This window comes from Streptomyces sp. NPDC093568, from assembly GCF_044764945.1.
GTDB lineage: Bacteria > Actinomycetota > Actinomycetes > Streptomycetales > Streptomycetaceae > Streptomyces.
Map to the genome: position 1 here is coordinate 327,866 of NZ_JBIWJD010000005.1, position 19,062 is coordinate 346,927.

Genomic DNA, 19,062 nt, shown 5'->3' on the forward strand with positions numbered 1-19,062 from the left:
CTCACACCCGCTCGATGATCGTCACGTTCGCCTGTCCGCCGCCCTCGCACATCGTCTGCAGCCCGAACCGGCCGCCGGTGCGCTCCAGTTCGTGCAGCAGGGTCGTCATCAGCTTCACACCCGTGGCCCCCAGCGGATGCCCCAGGGCGATCGCGCCTCCGTTGACGTTGACCTTGTCCGGATCCGCGCCGGTCTCCTTCAACCAGGCCAGGACGACCGGCGCGAACGCCTCGTTGATCTCGACGAGGTCGATGTCGGCGATGGACAGGCCGGTCTTCTTCAGGGCGTGGGCAGTGGCCGGGATCGGCGCGGTGAGCATGCGGATGGGATCCTCACCGCGCACCGAGAGGTGGTGCACCCGGGCCCGGGGCGTGAGGCCATGCTCGCGCACCGCCCGCTCCGAGGCCAGCAGCATCGCCGCAGCGCCGTCGGAGACCTGTGAGGAACAGGCCGCCGTGATCGTGCCGCCGTCGATGACCGGCTTCAGCCCGGCCATCTTCTCCAGGGAGGTGTCCCGGCGCGGCCCCTCGTCCACGCCGACCGGGCCGTAAGCCACGGTCTCGCGCTCGAATCGGCCCTCGTCGACGGCCCGCAGCGCCCGCCGGTGCGAGCGCAGCGCGAACTCCTCCTGGTCCTGCCGGCTGATCCCCCACTTGGCGGCGATCATCTCGGCGCCGACGAACTGGTTGACCGCCTTGTCCCCGTACCGTGCCCGCCAGCCCTCGCTGCCCGCGAAGGGGCCCGCGGTCAGTCCGAGCGGCTCGGCGGCCTGCCGGGTGGCGAAGGCGATGGGGATCATCGACATGTTCTGCACGCCGCCCGCGACCACCAGGTCCTGGGTGCCGGACAGCACGCCCTGCGCGGCGAAGTGCACGGCCTGCTGCGAGGAGCCGCACTGGCGGTCCACGGTCACGCCCGGCACCTCCTCGGGCAGCCCGGCCGCCAGCCAGCAGGTCCGGGCGATGTCCCCGGCCTGCGGCCCGACGGCGTCCAGGCAGCCGAAGACGACGTCCTCGACGGCCGCCGGGTCCATGCCCGCGCGCTCCACGAGCGCCTTGAGGACATGCGCGCCCAGGTCGGCCGGATGGACCCCGCTGAGTCCTCCTCCGCGCCGCCCGACGGGCGTACGGACCGCTTCGACGATGTAGGCCTCGGCCATGGCAACTCCCCGGTGGGAACAGTGGGTTATGTGCGTACGGCGATCCCGTCCAGCACCATCGACAGGTACTGCCGGGCGATCTCCTCGGGGCTGTGCTGTCCGCCGGGCCGGTACCAGGACGCGGCGACCCACACGGTGTCGCGCACGAACCGGTAGGTGAGCCGGACGTCGAGGTCGGACCGGAACACCCCGGCGGCGACCCCGCGCTCCAGCGTGGACAGCCACGCCTTCTCGAACTTGCGCTGCGACTCGGCGAGGAACGCGAACCGCTCCTGCGCGACGAGCTGCCGGTTCTCCTTCTGGTAGATCGCGACGGCGGCCCGGTGCCGGTCGATCTCCCGGAACGACTCGGTGACCAGCGCCTCCAGCGTCTCGCGCGGGCCCAGCCCGGCCTCCAGGACGGAGTCGTAGCCGCTCCACAGCTCGTCGAGGAAGGACCGCAGGATCTCTTCGAGCATCGACTCCTTGGAGTCGAAGTGGTAGTAGAGGCTGCCCGCGAGCATGCCCGCGTGGTCGGCGATCTTGCGTACGGTGGTGGCGTTGTAGCCCTGCTCGGCGAATACCTCGGCGGCGGTGTCGAGGAGTTCGCGCCGCCTGGCGGCTGCGGCGGTCACCTGGGGCGTCTTCTTGGTCGGCACGGGTCCATTGTCGTCTCAGGCGTGCCGGCTGCTGACGGAGACGATCTCGCCGGTCATGTACGAGGAGTAGTCCGAGGCCAAAAAGACGATCACGTTGGCCACCTCCCAGGGCTCGGCGTACCGCCCGAAGGCCTCGCGCGCGGTCAGTTCCGCCAGCAGTTCGGGGGTCGTCACCCTGACCAGGTGGGGGTGCATGGCGAGGCTCGGCGCCACGGCGTTCACCCGCACCCCGTACTCGGCGGCCTCCATCGCCGCGCACCGGGTCAGGGCCATCACGCCCGCCTTCGCGGCCGCGTAGTGCGCCTGTCCGGCCTGGGCGCGCCAGCCGACGACGGAGGCGTTGTTGACGATCACACCGCCGCCGGTGTCCCGCATCCGGCGCAGGGCGGCCCTGGTGCACCGGAACGTGCCGTTCAAGGTCACGTCGAGGACCTTCGACCACTGTTCGTCGGTCATGTCCACGAGTGGTGAAGTCCCGCCGAGGCCTGCGTTGTTGACGACCACGTCGAGCCGTCCGTGCTCCTGTACGGCGGCCTCGAACAGGGCCCGTACCTGAGCCTCGTCGGTGACGTCGCACACCGCGGACGTCACCGCGTCCCCGAACTCCCGGGCCAGCTCCGCCTCGTGCTCCTTCAGCCGCCGCGCGTGCGCGTCGCTGATGAGTACGCGCGCGCCTTCCTCCAGCAGGCGGCGGGCGGTCGCGCCGCCGATGCCCGCGCCGGCCGCGGCGGTGACCACGGCGGTGCGTCCGCGGAGCAGTCCGTGCCCGGGAACGTACGTCGGCGCCTCGACGTTTGTCATGGCAGCACGCTAACCTACCAAACACTTGTTAGGGAAGGATGGTGACGGTGGACCTGACGCACTCTGCGGCCGACGAGGAGTTCCGCGCCGAGGCCCGCGCCTGGCTCCGCGCGCATGTGCCGCCCGATCCGCTCCCTTCGCTGGAGACCGAGGAGGGCTTCGCGGCGCACCGCGCGTGGGAGGCCGAGCTGGCCGCGGACCGCTGGTCGGTGGTGAACTGGCCCGCGGCGTACGGCGGCCGGGACGCCTCACTCCTGCGGTGGCTGCTGTTCGAGGAGGAGTACTACGCGGCGGGCGCACCGGGCCGCGTCGGGCAGAACGGCATCAGCCTGCTGGCCCCGACCCTCCTCGACCACGGCACCGAGGAGCAGCGCGCCCGGGTGCTCCCGCCCATGGCCACCGGCGAGGTGATCTGGGCGCAGGCCTGGTCGGAGCCGGAGGCGGGCTCGGATCTGGCCTCGCTCCGGTCGCGGGCCGTGCGCACGGACGGCGGCTGGCTGCTCCGCGGCCAGAAGACCTGGTCCTCGCGTGCCGCCTTCGCCGACCGCGCGTTCGGCCTGTTCCGCACCGACCCGGAGGCCCCCAAGCCCCACCAGGGCCTGAGCTACCTGATGTTCGACCTGCGCGCCCCCGGCGTCACGGTCCGCCCCGTCGCCCGCCTCGACGGCAAGCCCGCCTTCGCCGAGCTGTTCCTGGACGAGGTGTTCGTGCCGGACGAGGACATGATCGGCGCACCGGGCCAGGGCTGGCGGATCGCGATGTCGACGGCGGGCAACGAACGCGGTCTGATGCTCCGCTCCCCCGGCCGCTTCCTCGCGAGCGCCGACCGCCTGCGTCGCCTGTGGCTGGACCGGGGCAGCCCGGAGAGCGCGCGGGCCCGCGTGGCCGACGCCCTGATCGGCGCCCGCGCCTACCAGCTCTTCACCTACGCGGCCGCCTCCCGCGTCCTCGACGGTGAGTCGATCGGCCCGGAGTCCAGCCTGAACAAGGTCTTCTGGTCGGAGTACGACATCGCCCTGCACGAGACGGCCCTCGACCTGCTCGGCGCCGAGGGCGAAGCGGCCGACACCGACTGGTCCGAGCGCTATGTCTTCGCCCTGGCCGGCCCCGTCTACGCCGGGACGAACGAGATCCAGCGCGACATCATCGCCGAACGACTGCTCGGCCTGCCGAAGGGGCGCCGCTGATGAGGTTCCTCCTCGACGCCGAGCAGCGCGCGTTCGCCGGCTCGCTGGACGCGATGCTGACGGCGGCGGACACGCCGTCGGCCGTACGGGACTGGAGCCGGGGCGAGCGGGCGAGGGGCCGGGCGCTGTGGAGCCGTATCGCTGAGGCGGGCGTGTTCGCACTGGCGGTTCCCGAGGCTTACGAGGGGGTGGGCTGCCGGCCGGTCGAACTCGCCGTCGCCTTCGTGGAGTTGGGGCGGCACGCGGTTCCCGGGCCGCTGGTGGAGACGGTCGCGGCGGCGGCCCTGCTCGCCGGGCTGCCCGACCCGGGCCCGGCGAAGCGGCTCCTGCCGGCGCTGGCGTCCGGGGAGGCGATGGCGACGCTGGCGTGGACGGCGCCGTACGCCCTGGACGGAGACGCGGCCACGACCCGCCTCGCCCTCACCCGTGACGGTCTGCGCCTCTCCCCCGGCCCCGGCCCGGTGCGCCCCTCCCTGGACCCGGCCCGCCGCCTGACCCCCCTTCGGCCGGGCGGCGAACTGCTCAGCCCCGACCCGCCCACCGCCCACGCCCTCGCCCTCGCCCGCCTCACCACCGCCGCGCAGGCCCTCGGCGTCGGACTCGCCCTGCTCGACAGGACGGTCGCGTACGTCAAGCAGCGCACCCAGTTCGGCGTCCCCATCGGCTCCTTCCAGGCCGTGAAGCACCGCCTGGCCGACGCGCGGATCGGCCTCGAGTTCGCCCGGCCCCTCGTCCTCGGCGCCGCGCTCACCATGGACCCGGCCGATGTCGCCGCCGCCAAGGTCGCCGCCTGCGAGGCCGCGTACGCGACGGCCCGTACCGCACTGCAGTCGCACGGCGCGATCGGCTACACGGCGGAGTACGACCTGTCGCTGTGGCTGACCAAGGCCCGCGTGCTGCGCACCGCCTGGGGAGCCCCGGACGTGTGCAGGGACGCGGTGCTCAGTGGTGGTGATCGCCGCTGGTGATCTCCTGGTACTCCTCCACCGTCGGTTTCGGGATCCGCGACCGGGGACCGAACATCGCCTCCGCCAGCCTCGCCCGCACCCGCTCGGAGACGGTGACCCGGCGCCGGACGCCGTTCGCGTCGACGCGCGGGCCGATCTCGTACGGCGGATGCTCCTCGTGCTGGGTGAGGGTGAACAGCTGCCCCTGGGAGAGCGGCTCGTGGACCTCGATGTACTCGCCCTGCGGCAGCCGTTTGATGGTGCCGGTCTCCCTGCCGTGCAGCACCTTGTCCCGGTCCCGGCGCTGGAGTCCGAGACAGACGCGCTTGGTGACCATGTAGGTGACGACCGGCGCCACGAAGACCGCGATCCGCACGAACCAGGTGATCGAGTTGATGGACAGATGCAGATGCGTGGCCACGATGTCGTTGCCACCGCCGATCAGCAGCACCGCGTACAGGCTCAGCCAGGCCGCGCCGAGCCCGGTGCGCACGGGCATGTTGCGGGGCCGGTCGAGGATGTGGTGCTCGCGTTTGTCGCCGGTGATCCACGCCTCGACGAAGGGGTACAGGCCCAGCGCGAGCAGGATCAGCGGGAAGAGCGAGAAGGGGATGAAGACGCCCAGTTCCAGGGTGTGGCCCCAGGCGTTGAGCTCCCATCCCGGCATCACCCGGATCAGGCCCTCGGAGAAGCCGAGATACCAGTCGGGCTGCGCACCCGTGGTCACCAGGTCCGGTCGGTAGGGCCCGAAGGCCCACACCGGGTTGATGCTGGCGACGCCGCCCATGAGCGCCAGCACGCCGAAGACGAGGAAGAAGAAGCCGCCCGCCTTGGCCGTGTACACCGGCAGGAAGGGCATGCCCACGACCGACTTCTGGTCGCGGCCGGGGCCCGGGTACTGCGTGTGCTTGTGGTAGAAGACCAGGATCAGATGGGCGACCACCAGCCCGAGCATGATCCCGGGCAGCAGCAGGATGTGGATCGGGTAGAGGCGCGCGATGAAGTCCTCCCCGGGGAACTCCCCGCCGAAGAGGAAGAACGCCACGTACGTCCCCACGATCGGGATCGACAGGATCGCGCCGTGGGCGAACCGCAGGCCCGTGCCGGACAGCAGGTCGTCGGGGAGGGAGTAGCCGGTCAGGCCGGTGATGATGCCGAGCATCAGCAGGGTCCAGCCGAACACCCAGTTCAGCTCGCGGGGCTTGCGGAAGGCGCCGGTGAAGAACACCCGCATCATGTGCACCAGCATGCCCGTGACGAAGACCAGGGCCGCCCAGTGGTGGATCTGCCGGATGAGCAGCCCGCCGCGCACGTCGAAGCTGATGTCGACCGTCGACTCGTACGCCCGGGTCATCAGGACGCCGTTGAGGGGCTCGTAGGAGCCGTTGTAGACGACCTCGTTGGTGCTCGGGTCGAAGAACAGGGTGAGATAGACGCCGGTGAGGATCAGCACGAGGAAGCTGTAGAGGCAGACCTCGCCCAGCATGAAGGACCAGTGGTCCGGGAAGACCTTGCGCATATTGGCCTTGGCGAGCGCGTACAGCCCGAGCCGCCCGTCGGCCCAGTCCGCGATCCGCTCGCCCCTGCCCGGCGGCGCGGACCGCCGCGTCGCCGCCGTCTCGTGCTCCGATCGTGCGCCGTCCATACGTCGTCGCCTTCCCGCCGGATCACCTCAGAGTGACACGGCGGTACGGGCTGAGCCAACGGGGCGGGCGGCCCGGCTCGCCCGTCAGCGCGGCCGTACGATCCCCTGCGCCCGCGCCGCCACCAGCCACTTCGGGAACTCCTCGACCAGGCGGTCGTACAGCTCGGCGTCGGAGACGGTCCGCGGATCCGAACCGGCGTGGAAGAACCCCGCGTTGTCGACCACCCGCTTGTCCGGCACCGCCAGCTCGTCGAGCTTGCGCAGGAAGTCGAACTGCTTGCTGGTGGCGTCCCCGAACCCGATGAACTGCCAGAACAGCGGGAGCCTGGCCGCCTTGCACAGGTACCGCTCGGCGGCGAGCTTGTTGATGGGGCCGCCGTCGGTCTGGAACACGACCAGGGCGGGGTCCGTCGAGCCGCTGTCCAGGTAGTGGTCGATGACGGCGTCCATGGCCAGGTGGTAGCTGGTCTTGCCCATGTGCCCGAGCCCGGACACGATCCGCTCGATCCGGCCCCGGTGGTCGGCCAGCGCGATGTCGGTGACGGCGTCCACGTCGGTGGAGAAGAACACCACCGGCACCGTGCCGTCGTCGTCGAAGTGCGCCGACATCCCGAGCACCCGGTCGGCGAGCGCCTGCACGCTGCCGTCCTTGTAGTACGGCTTCATCGAACCGGAGTAGTCGACCACCAGATAGACGGCGGCCCGCACCCCGTCCAGCCCGTGCTTGCGGAGCGACACCCCGGCGCTCTTGTACAGACTGACCAGCGCGGGCGCGCGCTCTTCCACCTTGCTCAGACTGATCGCCGCCATACGTTCTCCCCCTAGCGCACCACACAGGATGCCGAGACTACGACACCACCGGCCCCGCCCCTCCCGCCACCCACAGGTGTTCGATATTTTGATGCGTCGCCGTCCCCACCGGCTCACCGTTCGTCCAGTCCTCAGAGGAGCCGGCTGTGGAGCCCGAGTCCACCGAGTCCGTCGTGACCACCTGCTATCGCCATCCCAAGGTGGAGTCCCACGTCCGCTGCACCCGCTGCGACCGGTACATCTGCCCGGACTGCATGCGTGAGGCGGCCGTCGGACACCAGTGCGTGGAGTGCGTGAAGGAGGGCGCGCGGTCGGTGCGGCAGGCCCGGACGCTCGTCGGCGGCCGGATCGCCACGACGCCGCTGGTGACCTCGGTGCTCATCGGGCTCAACGTCGTCGCCTATCTGGCCGAGGTGGTGCGCCCGGAGATCCTGGACCGGTTCTCGATGCTCAGCGCCCGGCTGGTCGGGCCGGACGGCGGCTTCTACGTCTACCAGTCCCCGTACCCCTCGGACTTCCATGCCGAAGGCGTCGTCGCCGGGCAGTGGGAGCGGTTGCTCACCGGCGGTTTCCTGCATCTGCCGCCGACGGAGGGCACCTTCGGGCTGCTGCACATCGTGATGAACATGCTCTCGCTGTGGCAGCTCGGCCGGGTCGTGGAGCCCATGCTGGGCCGGCTCCGCTATGTCGCCCTGTACCTGCTGGCGACGCTGGGCGGCTCGGTGTTCGAGCTGCTGCTCACCGACGTGAACGTGGAGTCGGTCGGCGCGTCGGGCGCGATCTTCGGCCTCGGCGCCGCGTACTACGTGCTCGCCCGCCGGATCGGCGCCGACATGCGGTCCGTCAACCGCTTCATGGTCTTCCTTCTGCTGTGGCTGCTGCTGTCCGCCGGCCTCACCTCCTGGCAGGGCCACCTCGGCGGGCTGCTGACCGGCGCGGCGGTGACGTTCGCCTACGCTTACGCCCCGCGCGGGCCGCGTCAGACCCTGGTCCAGGCGGTCGCATGTGCGGGCGTGCTGGTGTTGCTGGCCATGGTCGCGTTCGCCAAGGTGTCGGAGCTGACGAGTGGAGGGCTGTCCCAGTGAGACGTACCGGAGTCCTGCTCTTCGCGGCCGTCCCCGTCGCCATCACCGCGGCCGCCTACTTCCTCGTCCCCACCGACTCCGCGGAGAGCCCCGCCGAACCCTCCGTCGCCACCTCGCAGCAGGCCTCCCGCCAGGACGCCAAGAGCCGCGCCGAGCAGGAGCGGTCGGCCGACGACAAGCTGATCGCGAGCCTGCCGCCGGGGCTGGCCGACCCGGCGAGGAAGGAGCTGGCGCAGCGGCTCGTGTCCAGCGCCGAGAACTCGACCCTGAACTGGCGCAGCGCCTTCGGCTACATCGAGGACATCAAGGACGGCCAGGGCTACACGGCCGGCATCATCGGCTTCTGCACCGGCACGCACGACCTGCTCGCGCTGGTCGAGCGCTACACCGACAGCCACCCGGACAACGGGCTCGCCAAGTATCTGCCCGCCCTGCGCGCGGTCGACGGCACGGACTCCCACGAGGGCCTCGACCCCGGCTTCACGGCGGCCTGGAAGGCGGAGGCCGAGCTGCCGGCCTTCCAGGAGGCCCAGCTGGCCGAGCGGGACCGCGCCTACTTCGACCCGGCGGTGCGCCTGGCCAAGCTCGACGGCCTCGGCACGCTGGGCCAGTTCATCTACTTCGACGCGATGGTCTTCCACGGCCCCGGCATCGACGACGACGGCTTCTACGTCCTGCGGGAACGGGCCCTGCGCGAGGCGAACTCCCCGTCCCAGGGCGGCTCGGAGAAGGCGTACCTGGACATCTTCCTGGACGTCCGTCGCAAGGCCATGCGGGAGAAACGCCCGGGCACCGACACCACCCGCATCGACACGGCCCAGCGGCAGTTCCTGTACGACGGGAACCTGGGGCTGCGGACGCCGCTCCGGTGGCAGGTGTACGGGGAGACGTACAAGGTGCCCTGAGCAAGTGACGGCGCCTGCCCATTCGTCCGGTCGGGGACAAGGGGCAGGCGCCGTCGCGGGGATCTGGGGGTATCCCCCAGACATCCCGCCCGTACGCCTTTGTACGGGACGTCTGTCGATCCTCGGATCAGACCATCAGCGCGCGGTCCGTCGGGCGGATCGGGGCCGGCAGTTCGCTCGCGCCGGTGAGGAAGCGGTCGCAGCCGCGGGCGGCCGAGCGGCCCTCCGCGATGGCCCACACGATGAGGGACTGGCCGCGGCCCGCGTCACCGGCGACGAAGACGCCCGGCACGTTGGTCTGGAAGTCGGCGTCGCGGGCGATGTTGCCGCGCTCGTCGAGGTCCAGGCCGAACTGCTCGACCAGGCCGTTCTCGCGGTCGGTGCCGGTGAAGCCCATGGCGAGGGTGACCAGCTGGGCCGGGATCTTGCGCTCGGTGCCCGGCTTCGGGGTCAGCTTGCCGTCGATGAACTCCACCTCGGTGAGGTGCAGCCACTGGACGTTGCCGTCCTCGTCGCCCTCGAAGTGGGTGGTGGAGACGGAGTAGACCCGCTCACCGCCCTCCTCGTGCGCGGACGTGACCTTGTACAGCATCGGGAAGGTCGGCCACGGCTGGTGCGGCGCCCGGTCCTCGCCCGGACGGGGCATGATCTCCAGCTGCGTGACGGAGGCCGCGCCTTGCCGGTGGGCGGTGCCCACGCAGTCGGCGCCGGTGTCGCCACCGCCGATGACGACGACGTGCTTGCCCTCGGCGGAGATCGGGGCGGTGACGTAGTCGCCCTCCTGGACCTTGTTGGCCAGCGGCAGGTACTCCATCGCCTGGTAGACGCCCTTGAGCTCGCGGCCGGGGACCGGGAGGTCACGGGCGGTCGTGGCGCCGGCGGCGATGACGACCGCGTCGTACCGCTTCTTCAGGTCGGTGGCCTTGAGGTCCTTGCCGATCTCGATGCCGGTGCGGAAGCGGGTGCCCTCCGCGCGCATCTGCTCGATACGGCGGTTGATGTGCCGCTTCTCCATCTTGAACTCGGGGATGCCGTAGCGGAGAAGGCCTCCGATGCGGTCCGCGCGCTCGTAGACGGCAACGGTGTGACCGGCCCGGGTCAGCTGCTGGGCCGCGGCCAGGCCCGCCGGGCCCGAGCCGATGACGGCGACGGTCTTGCCCGACAGGCGCTCCGGGATCTGCGGCTCGACGTCACCGCTGTCCCACGCCTTGTCGATGATGGAGACCTCGACGTTCTTGATGGTGACGGCCGGCTGGTTGATGCCGAGCACGCACGCCGACTCACAGGGAGCGGGGCACAGGCGGCCCGTGAACTCCGGGAAGTTGTTCGTCGCGTGCAGGCGCTCGGACGCCGCCGCCCAGTCCTCGCGGTAGGCGTAGTCGTTCCACTCGGGGATGAGGTTCCCGAGCGGACAGCCGTTGTGGCAGAAGGGGATGCCGCAGTCCATGCAGCGGCTGGCCTGCTTGCTGATGATCGGCAGCAGGGAGCCGGGGACGTAGACCTCGTTCCAGTCCTTCTTGCGCTCTTCGACCGGGCGGGACTTGGCGACCTCGCGGCCGTGGTTCAGAAAGCCCTTCGGGTCAGCCATTGATCGCCGCCTCCATCATCTTCTCGGTGACCTCGGTCTCGGAGAGACCGGCTCGCTCGGCGGCGTCCTTGGCGGCGAGCACTGCCTTGTACGTGCTGGGGATGATCTTGCTGAAGCGCTCGACGGCGGTCTCCCACTCGGCCAGCAGCTTCTCGGCGACCGTGGAGCCGGTCTCCTCCTGGTGGCGGCGGACCACGTCGTGCAGCCACTGCTTGTCGGTGTCGTCGAGGGCCTCGACAGCGTCGAGGTTGCCGACGTTGACGTTGTCCTTGTCCAGGTCGATGACGTACGCGATGCCGCCGGACATGCCGGCCGCGAAGTTACGGCCCGTCTCGCCCAGGACGACCGCGTGGCCGCCGGTCATGTACTCGCAGCCGTGGTCGCCCACGCCCTCGGAGACGACCGTCGCGCCGGAGTTGCGGACACAGAACCGCTCGCCCGTACGACCGCGCAGGAACAGCTCACCGCCGGTCGCGCCGTACGCGATGGTGTTGCCCGCGATGGTCGAGTACTCGGCGAGGTGGTCGGCGCCACGGTCCGGACGGACGATCACCCGGCCGCCGGAGAGGCCCTTGCCGACGTAGTCGTTGGCGTCGCCCTCCAGGCGCAGCGTGACACCGCGCGGCAGGAAGGCACCGAAGGACTGGCCGGCGGAGCCGGTGAAGGTGATGTCGATGGTGTCGTCGGGCAGGCCCGCGCCACCGAACTTCTTCGTCACCTCGTGGCCGAGCATGGTGCCGACCGTGCGGTTGATGTTGCGGACCTTGACCTGGGCGCGCACCGGCTGGGCGTCGGTCGCGGAGTCCGCGGCGAGCGCGTCGGCGGCGAGCTTGATGAGCTCGTTGTCGAGCGCCTTCTCCAGGCCGTGGTCCTGCTCGATCAGCTGGTGGCGCACCGCGCCCTCGGGCAGCTCGGGCACGTGGAACAGCGGCTCCAGGTCCAGGCCCTGCGCCTTCCAGTGGTCGACGGCACGCGTGACGTCCAGCGTCTCGGCGTGACCGACGGCCTCCTCGATGGAGCGGAAGCCCAGCTCGGCGAGGATCTCGCGGACCTCCTCGGCGATGAACTGGAAGAAGTTCACGACGTATTCGGCCTTGCCGGTGAACCGGTCGCGCAGCGTCGGGTTCTGGGTGGCGATGCCGACCGGGCAGGTGTCCAGGTGGCAGACGCGCATCATGACGCAGCCGGAGACGACGAGCGGCGCGGTCGCGAAACCGAACTCCTCGGCGCCGAGCAGCGCGGCGATGACGACGTCACGGCCGGTCTTCAGCTGGCCGTCGGTCTGCACGACGATGCGGTCGCGCAGGCCGTTGAGCAGCAGGGTCTGCTGGGTCTCGGCGAGGCCGAGCTCCCAGGGGCCGCCGGCGTGCTTGAGCGACGTCAGCGGGGACGCGCCCGTACCACCGTCGTGACCCGAGATCAGGACCACGTCCGCGTGTGCCTTGGACACACCGGCCGCGACCGTGCCGACGCCGACCTCGGAGACCAGCTTCACGTGAATCCGCGCCTGCGGGTTCGCGTTCTTCAGGTCGTGGATCAGCTGGGCCAGGTCCTCGATGGAGTAGATGTCGTGGTGCGGCGGCGGGGAGATCAGACCGACACCCGGCGTCGAGTGACGGGTCTTGGCCACCCACGGGTAGACCTTGTGGCCGGGCAGCTGGCCGCCCTCGCCGGGCTTGGCGCCCTGGGCCATCTTGATCTGGATGTCGTCGGCGTTGACCAGGTACTCGGACGTGACACCGAAGCGGCCGGAGGCGACCTGCTTGATGCTGGACCGGCGCGCCGGGTCGTACAGACGGTCCGGGTCCTCGCCGCCCTCACCGGTGTTGGACTTGCCGCCCAGCTGGTTCATGGCGATGGCGAGGGTCTCGTGCGCCTCCTTGGAGATGGAGCCGTACGACATGGCGCCGGTGGAGAAGCGCTTGACGATCTCGGAAGCGGGCTCGACCTCGTCGATGGAGATCGGCTGCCGGTCGGACTTGAAGCCGAACAGGCCGCGCAGCGTCATCAGACGCTCGGACTGCTCGTTCACCCGGTCCGTGTACTTCTTGAAGATGTCGTAGCGGCCGGTGCGCGTGGAGTGCTGGAGGCGGAAGACCGTCTCCGGGTCGAACAGGTGCGGCTCGCCCTCGCGGCGCCACTGGTACTCGCCGCCTATCTCCAGCGCGCGGTGCGCGGGCGCGATGCCGCTCGCCGGGTACGCCTTGGCGTGGCGGGCGGCGACCTCCTTGGCGATGACGTCGATGCCGACGCCGCCGATCTTGGTGGCCGTGCCGTTGAAGTACTTCTCCACGAAGGCCTCGTCGAGACCGACGGCCTCGAAGACCTGGGCGCCGCGGTAGGAGGCGACGGTCGAGATGCCCATCTTGGACATGACCTTCAGGACGCCCTTGCCGAGGGCGTAGATCAGGTTGCGGATCGCCTTCTCGGCCTCGATGCCGGACAGGAAGGTGCCGGCGCGGACCAGGTCCTCGACGGACTCCATGGCCAGGTACGGGTTGACCGCGGCGGCGCCGAAGCCGATGAGCAGCGCGACGTGGTGGACCTCGCGAACGTCGCCGGCCTCGACCAGCAGGCCCACGTGGGTGCGCTGCTTGGTGCGGATGAGGTGGTGGTGGACGGCCGCGGTGAGCAGCAGCGACGGGATCGGCGCGTGCTCGGCGTCGGAGTGGCGGTCCGACAGGACGATCAGCCGGGCGCCGTTCTCGATGGCGGCGTCGGCCTCGGCGCAGATCTCCTCGATGCGCGCGGCCAGCGCGTCACCGCCGCCGTGCACCCGGTACAGGCCGGACAGGGTCGCGGCCTTGAAGCCGGGCATGTCGCCGTCGGCGTTGATGTGGATGAGCTTGGCCAGCTCGTCGTTGTCGATCACCGGGAAGGGCAGGGTGACCGAGCGACAGGAGGCGGCCGTCGGGTCGAGCAGGTTGCCCTGCGGGCCCAGCGAGGAGTTCAGCGAGGTGACGAGCTCCTCGCGGATGGCGTCCAGCGGCGGGTTGGTGACCTGCGCGAACAGCTGGGTGAAGTAGTCGAAGAGCAGACGCGGGCGCTCGCTCAGCGCGGCGATCGGAGAGTCGGTGCCCATCGAACCGATCGGCTCGGCACCGGCCTTGGCCATCGGCGCGAGGATGACGCGCAGCTCCTCCTCGGTGTAACCGAAGGTCTGCTGGCGGCGGGTGACCGAGGCGTGCGTGTGCACGATGTGCTCACGCTCGGGCAGGTCGGACAGCTCGATCTCGCCGGCTTCCAGCCACTCGGCGTAGGGCTGCTCGGCGGCGAGCTGGGCCTTGATCTCGTCGTCCTCGATGATGCGGTGCTCGGCGGTGTCGACGAGGAACATACGGCCGGGCTGCAGGCGACCCTTGCGGACGACCTTCGCGGGGTCGATGTCGAGGACGCCGACCTCGGAGCCGAGGACGACGAGGCCGTCGTCGGTGACCCAGTAGCGGCCGGGACGCAGGCCGTTGCGGTCGAGCACGGCGCCGACCTGGGTGCCGTCGGTGAAGGTGACACAGGCCGGGCCGTCCCAGGGCTCCATCATCGTGGAGTGGAACTGGTAGAAGGCGCGCCGGGCCGGGTCCATGGAGTCGTGGTTCTCCCACGCCTCCGGAATCATCATCAGCACGGAGTGCGGCAGCGAACGCCCGCCCAGGTGCAGGAGTTCGAGCACCTCGTCGAAGGACGCGGAGTCGGAGGCGTCCGGGGTGCACACCGGGAAGACGCGCTCCAGAGCCTTGCCGTCGGAACCGAACAGGTCGGAGACGAGCTGCGACTCACGGGCCCGCATCCAGTTGCGGTTGCCCTTGACGGTGTTGATCTCACCGTTGTGCGCGACGAAGCGGTACGGGTGCGCCAGCGGCCACGACGGGAAGGTGTTCGTGGAGAAGCGCGAGTGGACCAGGGCGATGGCCGAGCCGAAGCGGCGGTCGGACAGGTCCGGGAAGAAGGGCTCCAGCTGGCCGGTGGTCAGCATGCCCTTGTAAACGATGGTGCGGGCCGACAGCGACGGGAAGTAGACGCCGGCCTCGCGCTCGGCGCGCTTGCGCAGCACGAAGGCCTTGCGGTCGAGGGCGATGCCCTCCGAAGCGCCGTCGGTGACGAAGATCTGCCGGAAGGCGGGCATCGTCGAGCGGGCGGTGGCGCCGAGCAGCTCGGGGGCGACGGGAACCTCGCGCCAGCCGAGGACGGTGAGGCCCTCCTCGGACGCGATCGTCTCGATCTGCGAGACGGCGTCCTGGGTCCCCTCCTCCGGCAGGAAGGCGATGCCGACCGCATACGCGCCGGCCTCGGGAAGCTCGAACCCGGTCACCTCGCGGAAGAAGGCGTCGGGCACCTGGGAGAGGATGCCGGCGCCGTCACCCGAGTCGGGCTCGGAGCCGGTGGCGCCGCGGTGTTCGAGGTTGCGCAGAACGGTCAGCGCCTGCTCGACCAGCGCGTGGCTCGCCTCGCCGGTGAGGGTGGCCACGAAGCCGACGCCACAGGCGTCGTGCTCGTTGCGGGGGTCGTACATACCCTGCGCAGCAGGGCGAGCATCCATGAACGACCAGTTCTGGCCATTCGCGGAGTGCTGGGACGGCTGGCGCGGCGTACGCATCGGCTCTCCCGTCGTCGTCATGTGGCATATGCAGATTGCCGAGGGACGACGTTGGCCCTCTGCGTGAGTGCAAAATTTCGTGCAGGTTACATGATGGGGCGGTTCTCGGGAAGCGGGATAATCCGTTCCACCATGCGGACACCACGGGCTACGGCAGGGGTTCCGCGCACGTGGCTCAAAGTATGTGGGGACCGAGCAGGACAGGTCTATGTCCGACGATCCAGGAGGCGGGAGAGGCGTCGTCGCCGACCCCGCGAGTGCGCCACAGGCGTCATTGCCCACAGCGCTTACGGCTCATGCCCGGTGGTCACGCATCCGAAACCAGCGAGTAACGGCTACTTATGCGGCCCAACGCATAAGTCCGAGCCGAGCTATCCTACGGCCGTTCCGAACAAACCGCCCAGGGCGTACGTCACACCGGCCGCGGCACCACCGAGCGCGAGCTGCCGCAGCCCGCTGTACCACCAGGTCCGCGCGGTCACCTTGGCCACGACGGCACCGCACAGGAACAGGCCGAGCAGCGCCAGCAGTACGGCGGGCCACAGCGCGGTCGCGCCGAGCAGATACGGCAGCACGGGCAGCAGGGCGCCCAGCGCGAACGAACCGAACGAGGAGACGGCCGCGACCAGCGGCGACGGCAGATCACCGGGGTCGATGCCGAGTTCCTCGCGGGCGTGTATCTCCAGCGCGAGCTCGGGATCGCGGGACAGCTGCGCGGCGACGGCCTTCGCGAGCCGCGGCTCGACACCCCGCGCCTCGTAGAGGGCCGCGAGCTCGGCCTCCTCGTCCTCGGGGTGCTTTCTCAGCTCCCGGCGCTCGACGTCCAGCTCGGCCTCGACGAGTTCGCGCTGCGAGGCGACGGAGGTGTACTCACCGGCGGCCATGGAGAAGGCGCCGGCGGCGAGGCCCGCGAGCCCGCTCAGCACGACGGTCTGATGACTGACCGCGCCACCGGCGACACCGGTCATCAGGGCCAGGTTGGAGACCAGCCCGTCCATCGCACCGAACACCGCGGGCCGCAGCCAGCCGCCGTTCACATCGCGGTGGGTGTGGTTGTCGCGGTGCGCCTCGTGGAGCGGCGCCTCGGTCTCGATGATGGCCATGAAGGTCCCCCAGGAACTCAGGTAAGGCTGCCTTTAGACACATTCTATTCTTTGACAATCCCAAATCTACGCCTCGAAATTCCCGCCCGCCAGCAAGGAAAGGCTGGGCTAACCTGCGCTTTTCCCCTAGAACGCTCATTCGTGTACGGCACCGCACAAATGCTGACCGGGTGACACCGAGGCCTCCGAGGCTCAGGTCAACCGCCGACGGTGGGACACATCCGCAAAGGGCTCCGCGCCCTGGGCGGAGCCCACGGAGGAGAGGCCGCGCATGCCATCGATCGCCTGCATCCCCTCGGTTCCGGCGCCCGGTGACGCCACCGAACTCCGCGCACGGGCGCGCGGCGCCCTGCTGGGCCTGGCGGTCGGCGACGCGCTGGGCGCCCCCGCGGAGAACATGAAGCCCTCCGAGATCCGCGCCCGCTGGGGCCGCATCACGGGCTTCGTCACCGACAACCCGTCCGGCACCGACGACACCGAGTACGCGATCTTCTCGGGCCTCCTCCTCGCCCGCCACGGCTCGGCACTCACCACCGCCCATGTGGAGGGGGCCTGGCACGAGTGGATCGCGGACCGCGCGGAAGGCCCCTTCCGGGGCGCCGGATTCAGCGAGCGCGGCACCCTGGAGAACCTCCGCCGCGGCCTCGCGGCCCCCATCTCCGCCCAGCACCGCCACGCCTGGAGCGACGGCCTCGCCATGCGGGCGGCCCCCTTCGGCGTCCTCGCGGCCGGCCGCCCCGCCGAGGCCGCCCGCCTGGTCGCGATCGACGGCTCGGTGAGCCACGACGGAGAGGGCATCTACGGCGGACAGGCCGTCGCGGCCGGGGTCGCGGCGGCGATGGCGGGGGCGCCGACGATCGCGGTCGTCGCCTCGGCGCTCGCGGTGGTCCCGGACGACTCCTGGACGGCGAGGTCGCTGCGCCGGGCGGTGGCGATGGCGCACCGGGGCGAACGCGCGGTCCGCTCCGCCGTCGTGATCGGCGGCTATCCCTGGACCGACCTGGCCCCCGAGGCGGTCGCCCTCGCCTTCGGCGCGTACGCGGCGGCCGACGGCGACTTCGTCCAGGCGGTCCTGACGGCCGTCAACATGGGCCGCGACGCGGACACGACGGCGGCGGTCGCGGGGGCGCTGGCCGGAGCGACACAGGGGGAGTCGGCGATCCCGGCGGAGTGGGGGGCGGCGATCGGACCTGCGCGGGGAAGCTGCTTGCCGTCGATGGCGGGGCATCACGTGCTGGACGTGGCGGAGTTGCTGGTGCCGGGGGAGGACAGGAAGTGGGTGGCAGGAGGACTCACGGCGGCCGAGGCGCCGGCGCCCCACGCGGGAGCCCGACGATGAAGTCGCCCACCCCCTGGGACGAAGGCGCCCCGACGACGACACCCCCCGAACCCGAACCCGAGCCCACGCTCCTCACCCAGCCACCCGCACCCGACGACGAGAGCCGCACGGGCGGTGCCGGCGGGAGACACCAGGCCGACGGCGAACCCGGTCAGCACATCCTCGGCCTCCTCCTCGGCCTCGCCGCGGGCGACGCCGCCGGCTGGCCCGCCGCCCGCCACCGTGCCGCCCGCATGCCCGAATGGACCCGCCGGCTCACCCGCGAGCTCGACACCTTCGCCGAACACAACGCGACCACCACCCTCCCCGTCCCCATCGCCCTCAACCAACCGCCCGAGCCCCTGCGCCTCGGCCCCTCCGACGACGCGGAATGGGCGGCCTTCGCCGCGGAGGCCGTGCTCCGCGCCGGCGACGACAGCGCCCTCGGCGACCTCAGCCGGGAGCGCCGCACCCGAGCCGCCATCGACCTCACCTGGAACGCCGTGGCCAGCGAGGTCGCCGCCGCGGCCGACCGCGCCCCGGAGATCGAGTCGGCCATCCTCCCGCTGCGCGCCCGCATCTCCGTCAGAGCCGGCCTCGGCAACCTCGCCACCGGCCTGCGCCCGCCCGCCACCGGCCACGACAACCCGCACTACTTCGACGACGCGGCCTGCGTCCGCGCCTGTGTCCTGGCCGTCGCCCACCCCGGCGACCCCCACCGCGCCGCCGATCTCGCCGAGTTCGACGCCCGCTACACCCAGGACGGCGACGGCGTGCACGGCGCGCGGGCGATGGCTGCGGCCCTCGCGCTGGCCCTGACCGGCGCGGACGCCGAGACCTGCGTGGCCGCGGCACTCGCCGAGCTCCCCGCGGAGACGGAGATCGGCCGCAACGCCCGCCACGCCCTGCACCTCGCGCGCACCGCGGACAGCGCCTTCGCCCTCATCCCCCTCCTCGAGCACCAGATCGTCGACCACGTCTACAGCTACGGCATCGCCGCCGCCGAAACCGTCCCGGTCGCCCTCGCCCTCACGGTCGCCGCGCACGGCCGGATCGCGGAGGCGGTCCCGGCCGCCGCCTGCCTCTCCCGCGTCGCGGACTCGGCGCCGGCCCTGGCCGGCGCGCTGACCGGGGCGCTGGGCGGCGGTTCGTCGATCCCCGCGTCCTGGCGCGACACCTGCCGCACCCTCTCCGGCTGCGTACTCCCCCGCCTCACCGGCACCGATCTGGTGGAACTCGCCGAACTCCTGGAAGCCACGCAACCGGCCCGACCAGGAGGATGATT

The 19,062-nt window shown here is 71.1% G+C and carries 14 protein-coding genes; 6 read left to right on the top strand and 8 right to left on the bottom strand.

Features of this window, described 5'->3' with window-relative positions; genetic code table 11:
- Window position 1 precedes the first annotated feature (1 nt).
- Genes ACIRD7_RS22175 through ACIRD7_RS22185 form a run of 3 tightly spaced genes read right to left on the bottom strand, consistent with a single transcriptional unit; the run spans window position 2 to window position 2,598 of the window.
- Window positions 2-1,159 (bottom strand): acetyl-CoA C-acetyltransferase, encoded by a 1,158-nt coding sequence (locus tag ACIRD7_RS22175; protein WP_403455785.1) that lies wholly within the window; start codon window positions 1,157-1,159, stop codon window positions 2-4.
- 26 nt (window positions 1,160-1,185) lie between these two features.
- Entirely contained in the window at window positions 1,186-1,797 is a 612-nt protein-coding gene (locus tag ACIRD7_RS22180; protein WP_403455787.1) for a TetR/AcrR family transcriptional regulator, read from the bottom strand.
- Between the two features lie 15 nt (window positions 1,798-1,812).
- Window positions 1,813-2,598, bottom strand: a complete 786-nt coding sequence (locus ACIRD7_RS22185; RefSeq protein WP_403455789.1) for an SDR family oxidoreductase — start codon at window positions 2,596-2,598, stop codon at window positions 1,813-1,815.
- A 38-nt stretch (window positions 2,599-2,636) separates the two neighbouring features.
- Between ACIRD7_RS22185 and ACIRD7_RS22190 the strand changes: the two genes are divergently transcribed.
- Together ACIRD7_RS22190 and ACIRD7_RS22195 are read left to right on the top strand one after the other, a co-directional pair.
- Entirely contained in the window at window positions 2,637-3,785 is a 1,149-nt protein-coding gene (locus tag ACIRD7_RS22190; protein ID WP_403455791.1) for an acyl-CoA dehydrogenase family protein, read from the top strand.
- Window positions 3,785-4,753: an acyl-CoA dehydrogenase family protein gene (locus tag ACIRD7_RS22195; RefSeq protein ID WP_403455794.1), complete on the top strand. Its 969-nt coding sequence runs from the start codon at window positions 3,785-3,787 to the stop codon at window positions 4,751-4,753. Before ACIRD7_RS22190 ends, ACIRD7_RS22195 begins: the two co-directional genes overlap by 1 nt.
- Here the strand turns inward: ACIRD7_RS22195 and ACIRD7_RS22200 are convergent.
- Both ACIRD7_RS22200 and ACIRD7_RS22205 read right to left on the bottom strand, forming a co-directional pair.
- Window positions 4,728-6,377 carry a cytochrome bc complex cytochrome b subunit gene (locus ACIRD7_RS22200; RefSeq protein WP_403455796.1) on the bottom strand — a complete coding sequence of 550 codons (1,650 nt, stop codon included), beginning with the start codon at window positions 6,375-6,377 and terminating at the stop codon, window positions 4,728-4,730. The two genes, ACIRD7_RS22195 and ACIRD7_RS22200, sit on opposite strands and share 26 nt — an antisense overlap.
- Window positions 6,378-6,461: 84 nt before the next feature.
- Complete coding sequence (locus ACIRD7_RS22205) at window positions 6,462-7,187, bottom strand: vWA domain-containing protein (protein ID WP_403455798.1); 726 nt, start codon at window positions 7,185-7,187, stop codon at window positions 6,462-6,464.
- Window positions 7,188-7,333: 146 nt separating this feature from the next.
- Between ACIRD7_RS22205 and ACIRD7_RS22210 the strand changes: the two genes are divergently transcribed.
- Window positions 7,334-8,272, top strand: a complete 939-nt coding sequence (locus ACIRD7_RS22210) for a rhomboid family intramembrane serine protease (RefSeq protein ID WP_403455801.1) — start codon at window positions 7,334-7,336, stop codon at window positions 8,270-8,272.
- The gene (locus tag ACIRD7_RS22215; RefSeq protein WP_403455803.1) at window positions 8,269-9,177 is read left to right on the top strand and encodes a chitosanase; all 909 of its coding nucleotides are present in this window, start codon (window positions 8,269-8,271) and stop codon (window positions 9,175-9,177) included. Before ACIRD7_RS22210 ends, ACIRD7_RS22215 begins: the two co-directional genes overlap by 4 nt.
- A 127-nt stretch (window positions 9,178-9,304) precedes the next feature.
- On the opposite strand, the gene ACIRD7_RS22220 is transcribed toward ACIRD7_RS22215, so the two are convergent.
- From ACIRD7_RS22220 to ACIRD7_RS22230, 3 genes are all read right to left on the bottom strand, one after another.
- Window positions 9,305-10,765 (bottom strand): glutamate synthase subunit beta, encoded by a 1,461-nt coding sequence (locus ACIRD7_RS22220; protein ID WP_403455806.1) that lies wholly within the window; start codon window positions 10,763-10,765, stop codon window positions 9,305-9,307.
- A complete protein-coding gene (gltB, locus tag ACIRD7_RS22225; protein ID WP_403456394.1) occupies window positions 10,758-15,356 on the bottom strand; it encodes a glutamate synthase large subunit in 4,599 nt (1,532 codons plus the stop codon). The genes ACIRD7_RS22220 and gltB overlap by 8 nt, the downstream gene beginning before the upstream one ends.
- 371 nt (window positions 15,357-15,727) lie before the next feature.
- Window positions 15,728-16,459, bottom strand: coding sequence for a VIT1/CCC1 transporter family protein (locus tag ACIRD7_RS22230; RefSeq protein ID WP_403455809.1), 732 nt, complete (start codon window positions 16,457-16,459; stop codon window positions 15,728-15,730).
- A gap of 271 nt (window positions 16,460-16,730) precedes the next feature.
- Here ACIRD7_RS22230 and ACIRD7_RS22235 point away from each other — a divergent pair, with 271 nt between their 5' ends.
- Together ACIRD7_RS22235 and ACIRD7_RS22240 are read left to right on the top strand one after the other, a co-directional pair.
- Complete coding sequence (locus ACIRD7_RS22235; protein WP_403455812.1) at window positions 16,731-17,798, top strand: ADP-ribosylglycohydrolase family protein; 1,068 nt, start codon at window positions 16,731-16,733, stop codon at window positions 17,796-17,798.
- Window positions 17,795-19,060 carry an ADP-ribosylglycohydrolase family protein gene (locus ACIRD7_RS22240; protein WP_403455815.1) on the top strand — a complete coding sequence of 422 codons (1,266 nt, stop codon included), beginning with the start codon at window positions 17,795-17,797 and terminating at the stop codon, window positions 19,058-19,060. The genes ACIRD7_RS22235 and ACIRD7_RS22240 overlap by 4 nt, the downstream gene beginning before the upstream one ends.
- Window positions 19,061-19,062: the final 2 nt, after the last annotated feature.

Excerpts from the sequence above, each read along its gene's own strand:
- ACIRD7_RS22175 (WP_403455785.1), bottom strand. The coding sequence starts at position 1,159 with ATGGCCGAGGCCTACATCGTCGAAGCGGTCCGTACGCCCGTCGGGCGG.
- ACIRD7_RS22185 (WP_403455789.1), bottom strand. The coding sequence starts at position 2,598 with ATGACAAACGTCGAGGCGCCGACGTACGTTCCCGGGCACGGACTGCTC.
- ACIRD7_RS22190 (WP_403455791.1), top strand. The coding sequence starts at position 2,637 with ATGGTGACGGTGGACCTGACGCACTCTGCGGCCGACGAGGAGTTCCGC.
- ACIRD7_RS22195 (WP_403455794.1), top strand. The coding sequence starts at position 3,785 with ATGAGGTTCCTCCTCGACGCCGAGCAGCGCGCGTTCGCCGGCTCGCTG.
- ACIRD7_RS22200 (WP_403455796.1), bottom strand. The coding sequence starts at position 6,377 with ATGGACGGCGCACGATCGGAGCACGAGACGGCGGCGACGCGGCGGTCC.
- ACIRD7_RS22205 (WP_403455798.1), bottom strand. The coding sequence starts at position 7,187 with ATGGCGGCGATCAGTCTGAGCAAGGTGGAAGAGCGCGCGCCCGCGCTG.
- ACIRD7_RS22220 (WP_403455806.1), bottom strand. The coding sequence starts at position 10,765 with ATGGCTGACCCGAAGGGCTTTCTGAACCACGGCCGCGAGGTCGCCAAG.
- gltB (WP_403456394.1), bottom strand. The coding sequence starts at position 15,356 with ATGCGTACGCCGCGCCAGCCGTCCCAGCACTCCGCGAATGGCCAGAAC.
- ACIRD7_RS22230 (WP_403455809.1), bottom strand. The coding sequence starts at position 16,459 with ATGGCCATCATCGAGACCGAGGCGCCGCTCCACGAGGCGCACCGCGAC.
- ACIRD7_RS22235 (WP_403455812.1), top strand. The coding sequence starts at position 16,731 with ATGCCATCGATCGCCTGCATCCCCTCGGTTCCGGCGCCCGGTGACGCC.
- ACIRD7_RS22240 (WP_403455815.1), top strand. The coding sequence starts at position 17,795 with ATGAAGTCGCCCACCCCCTGGGACGAAGGCGCCCCGACGACGACACCC.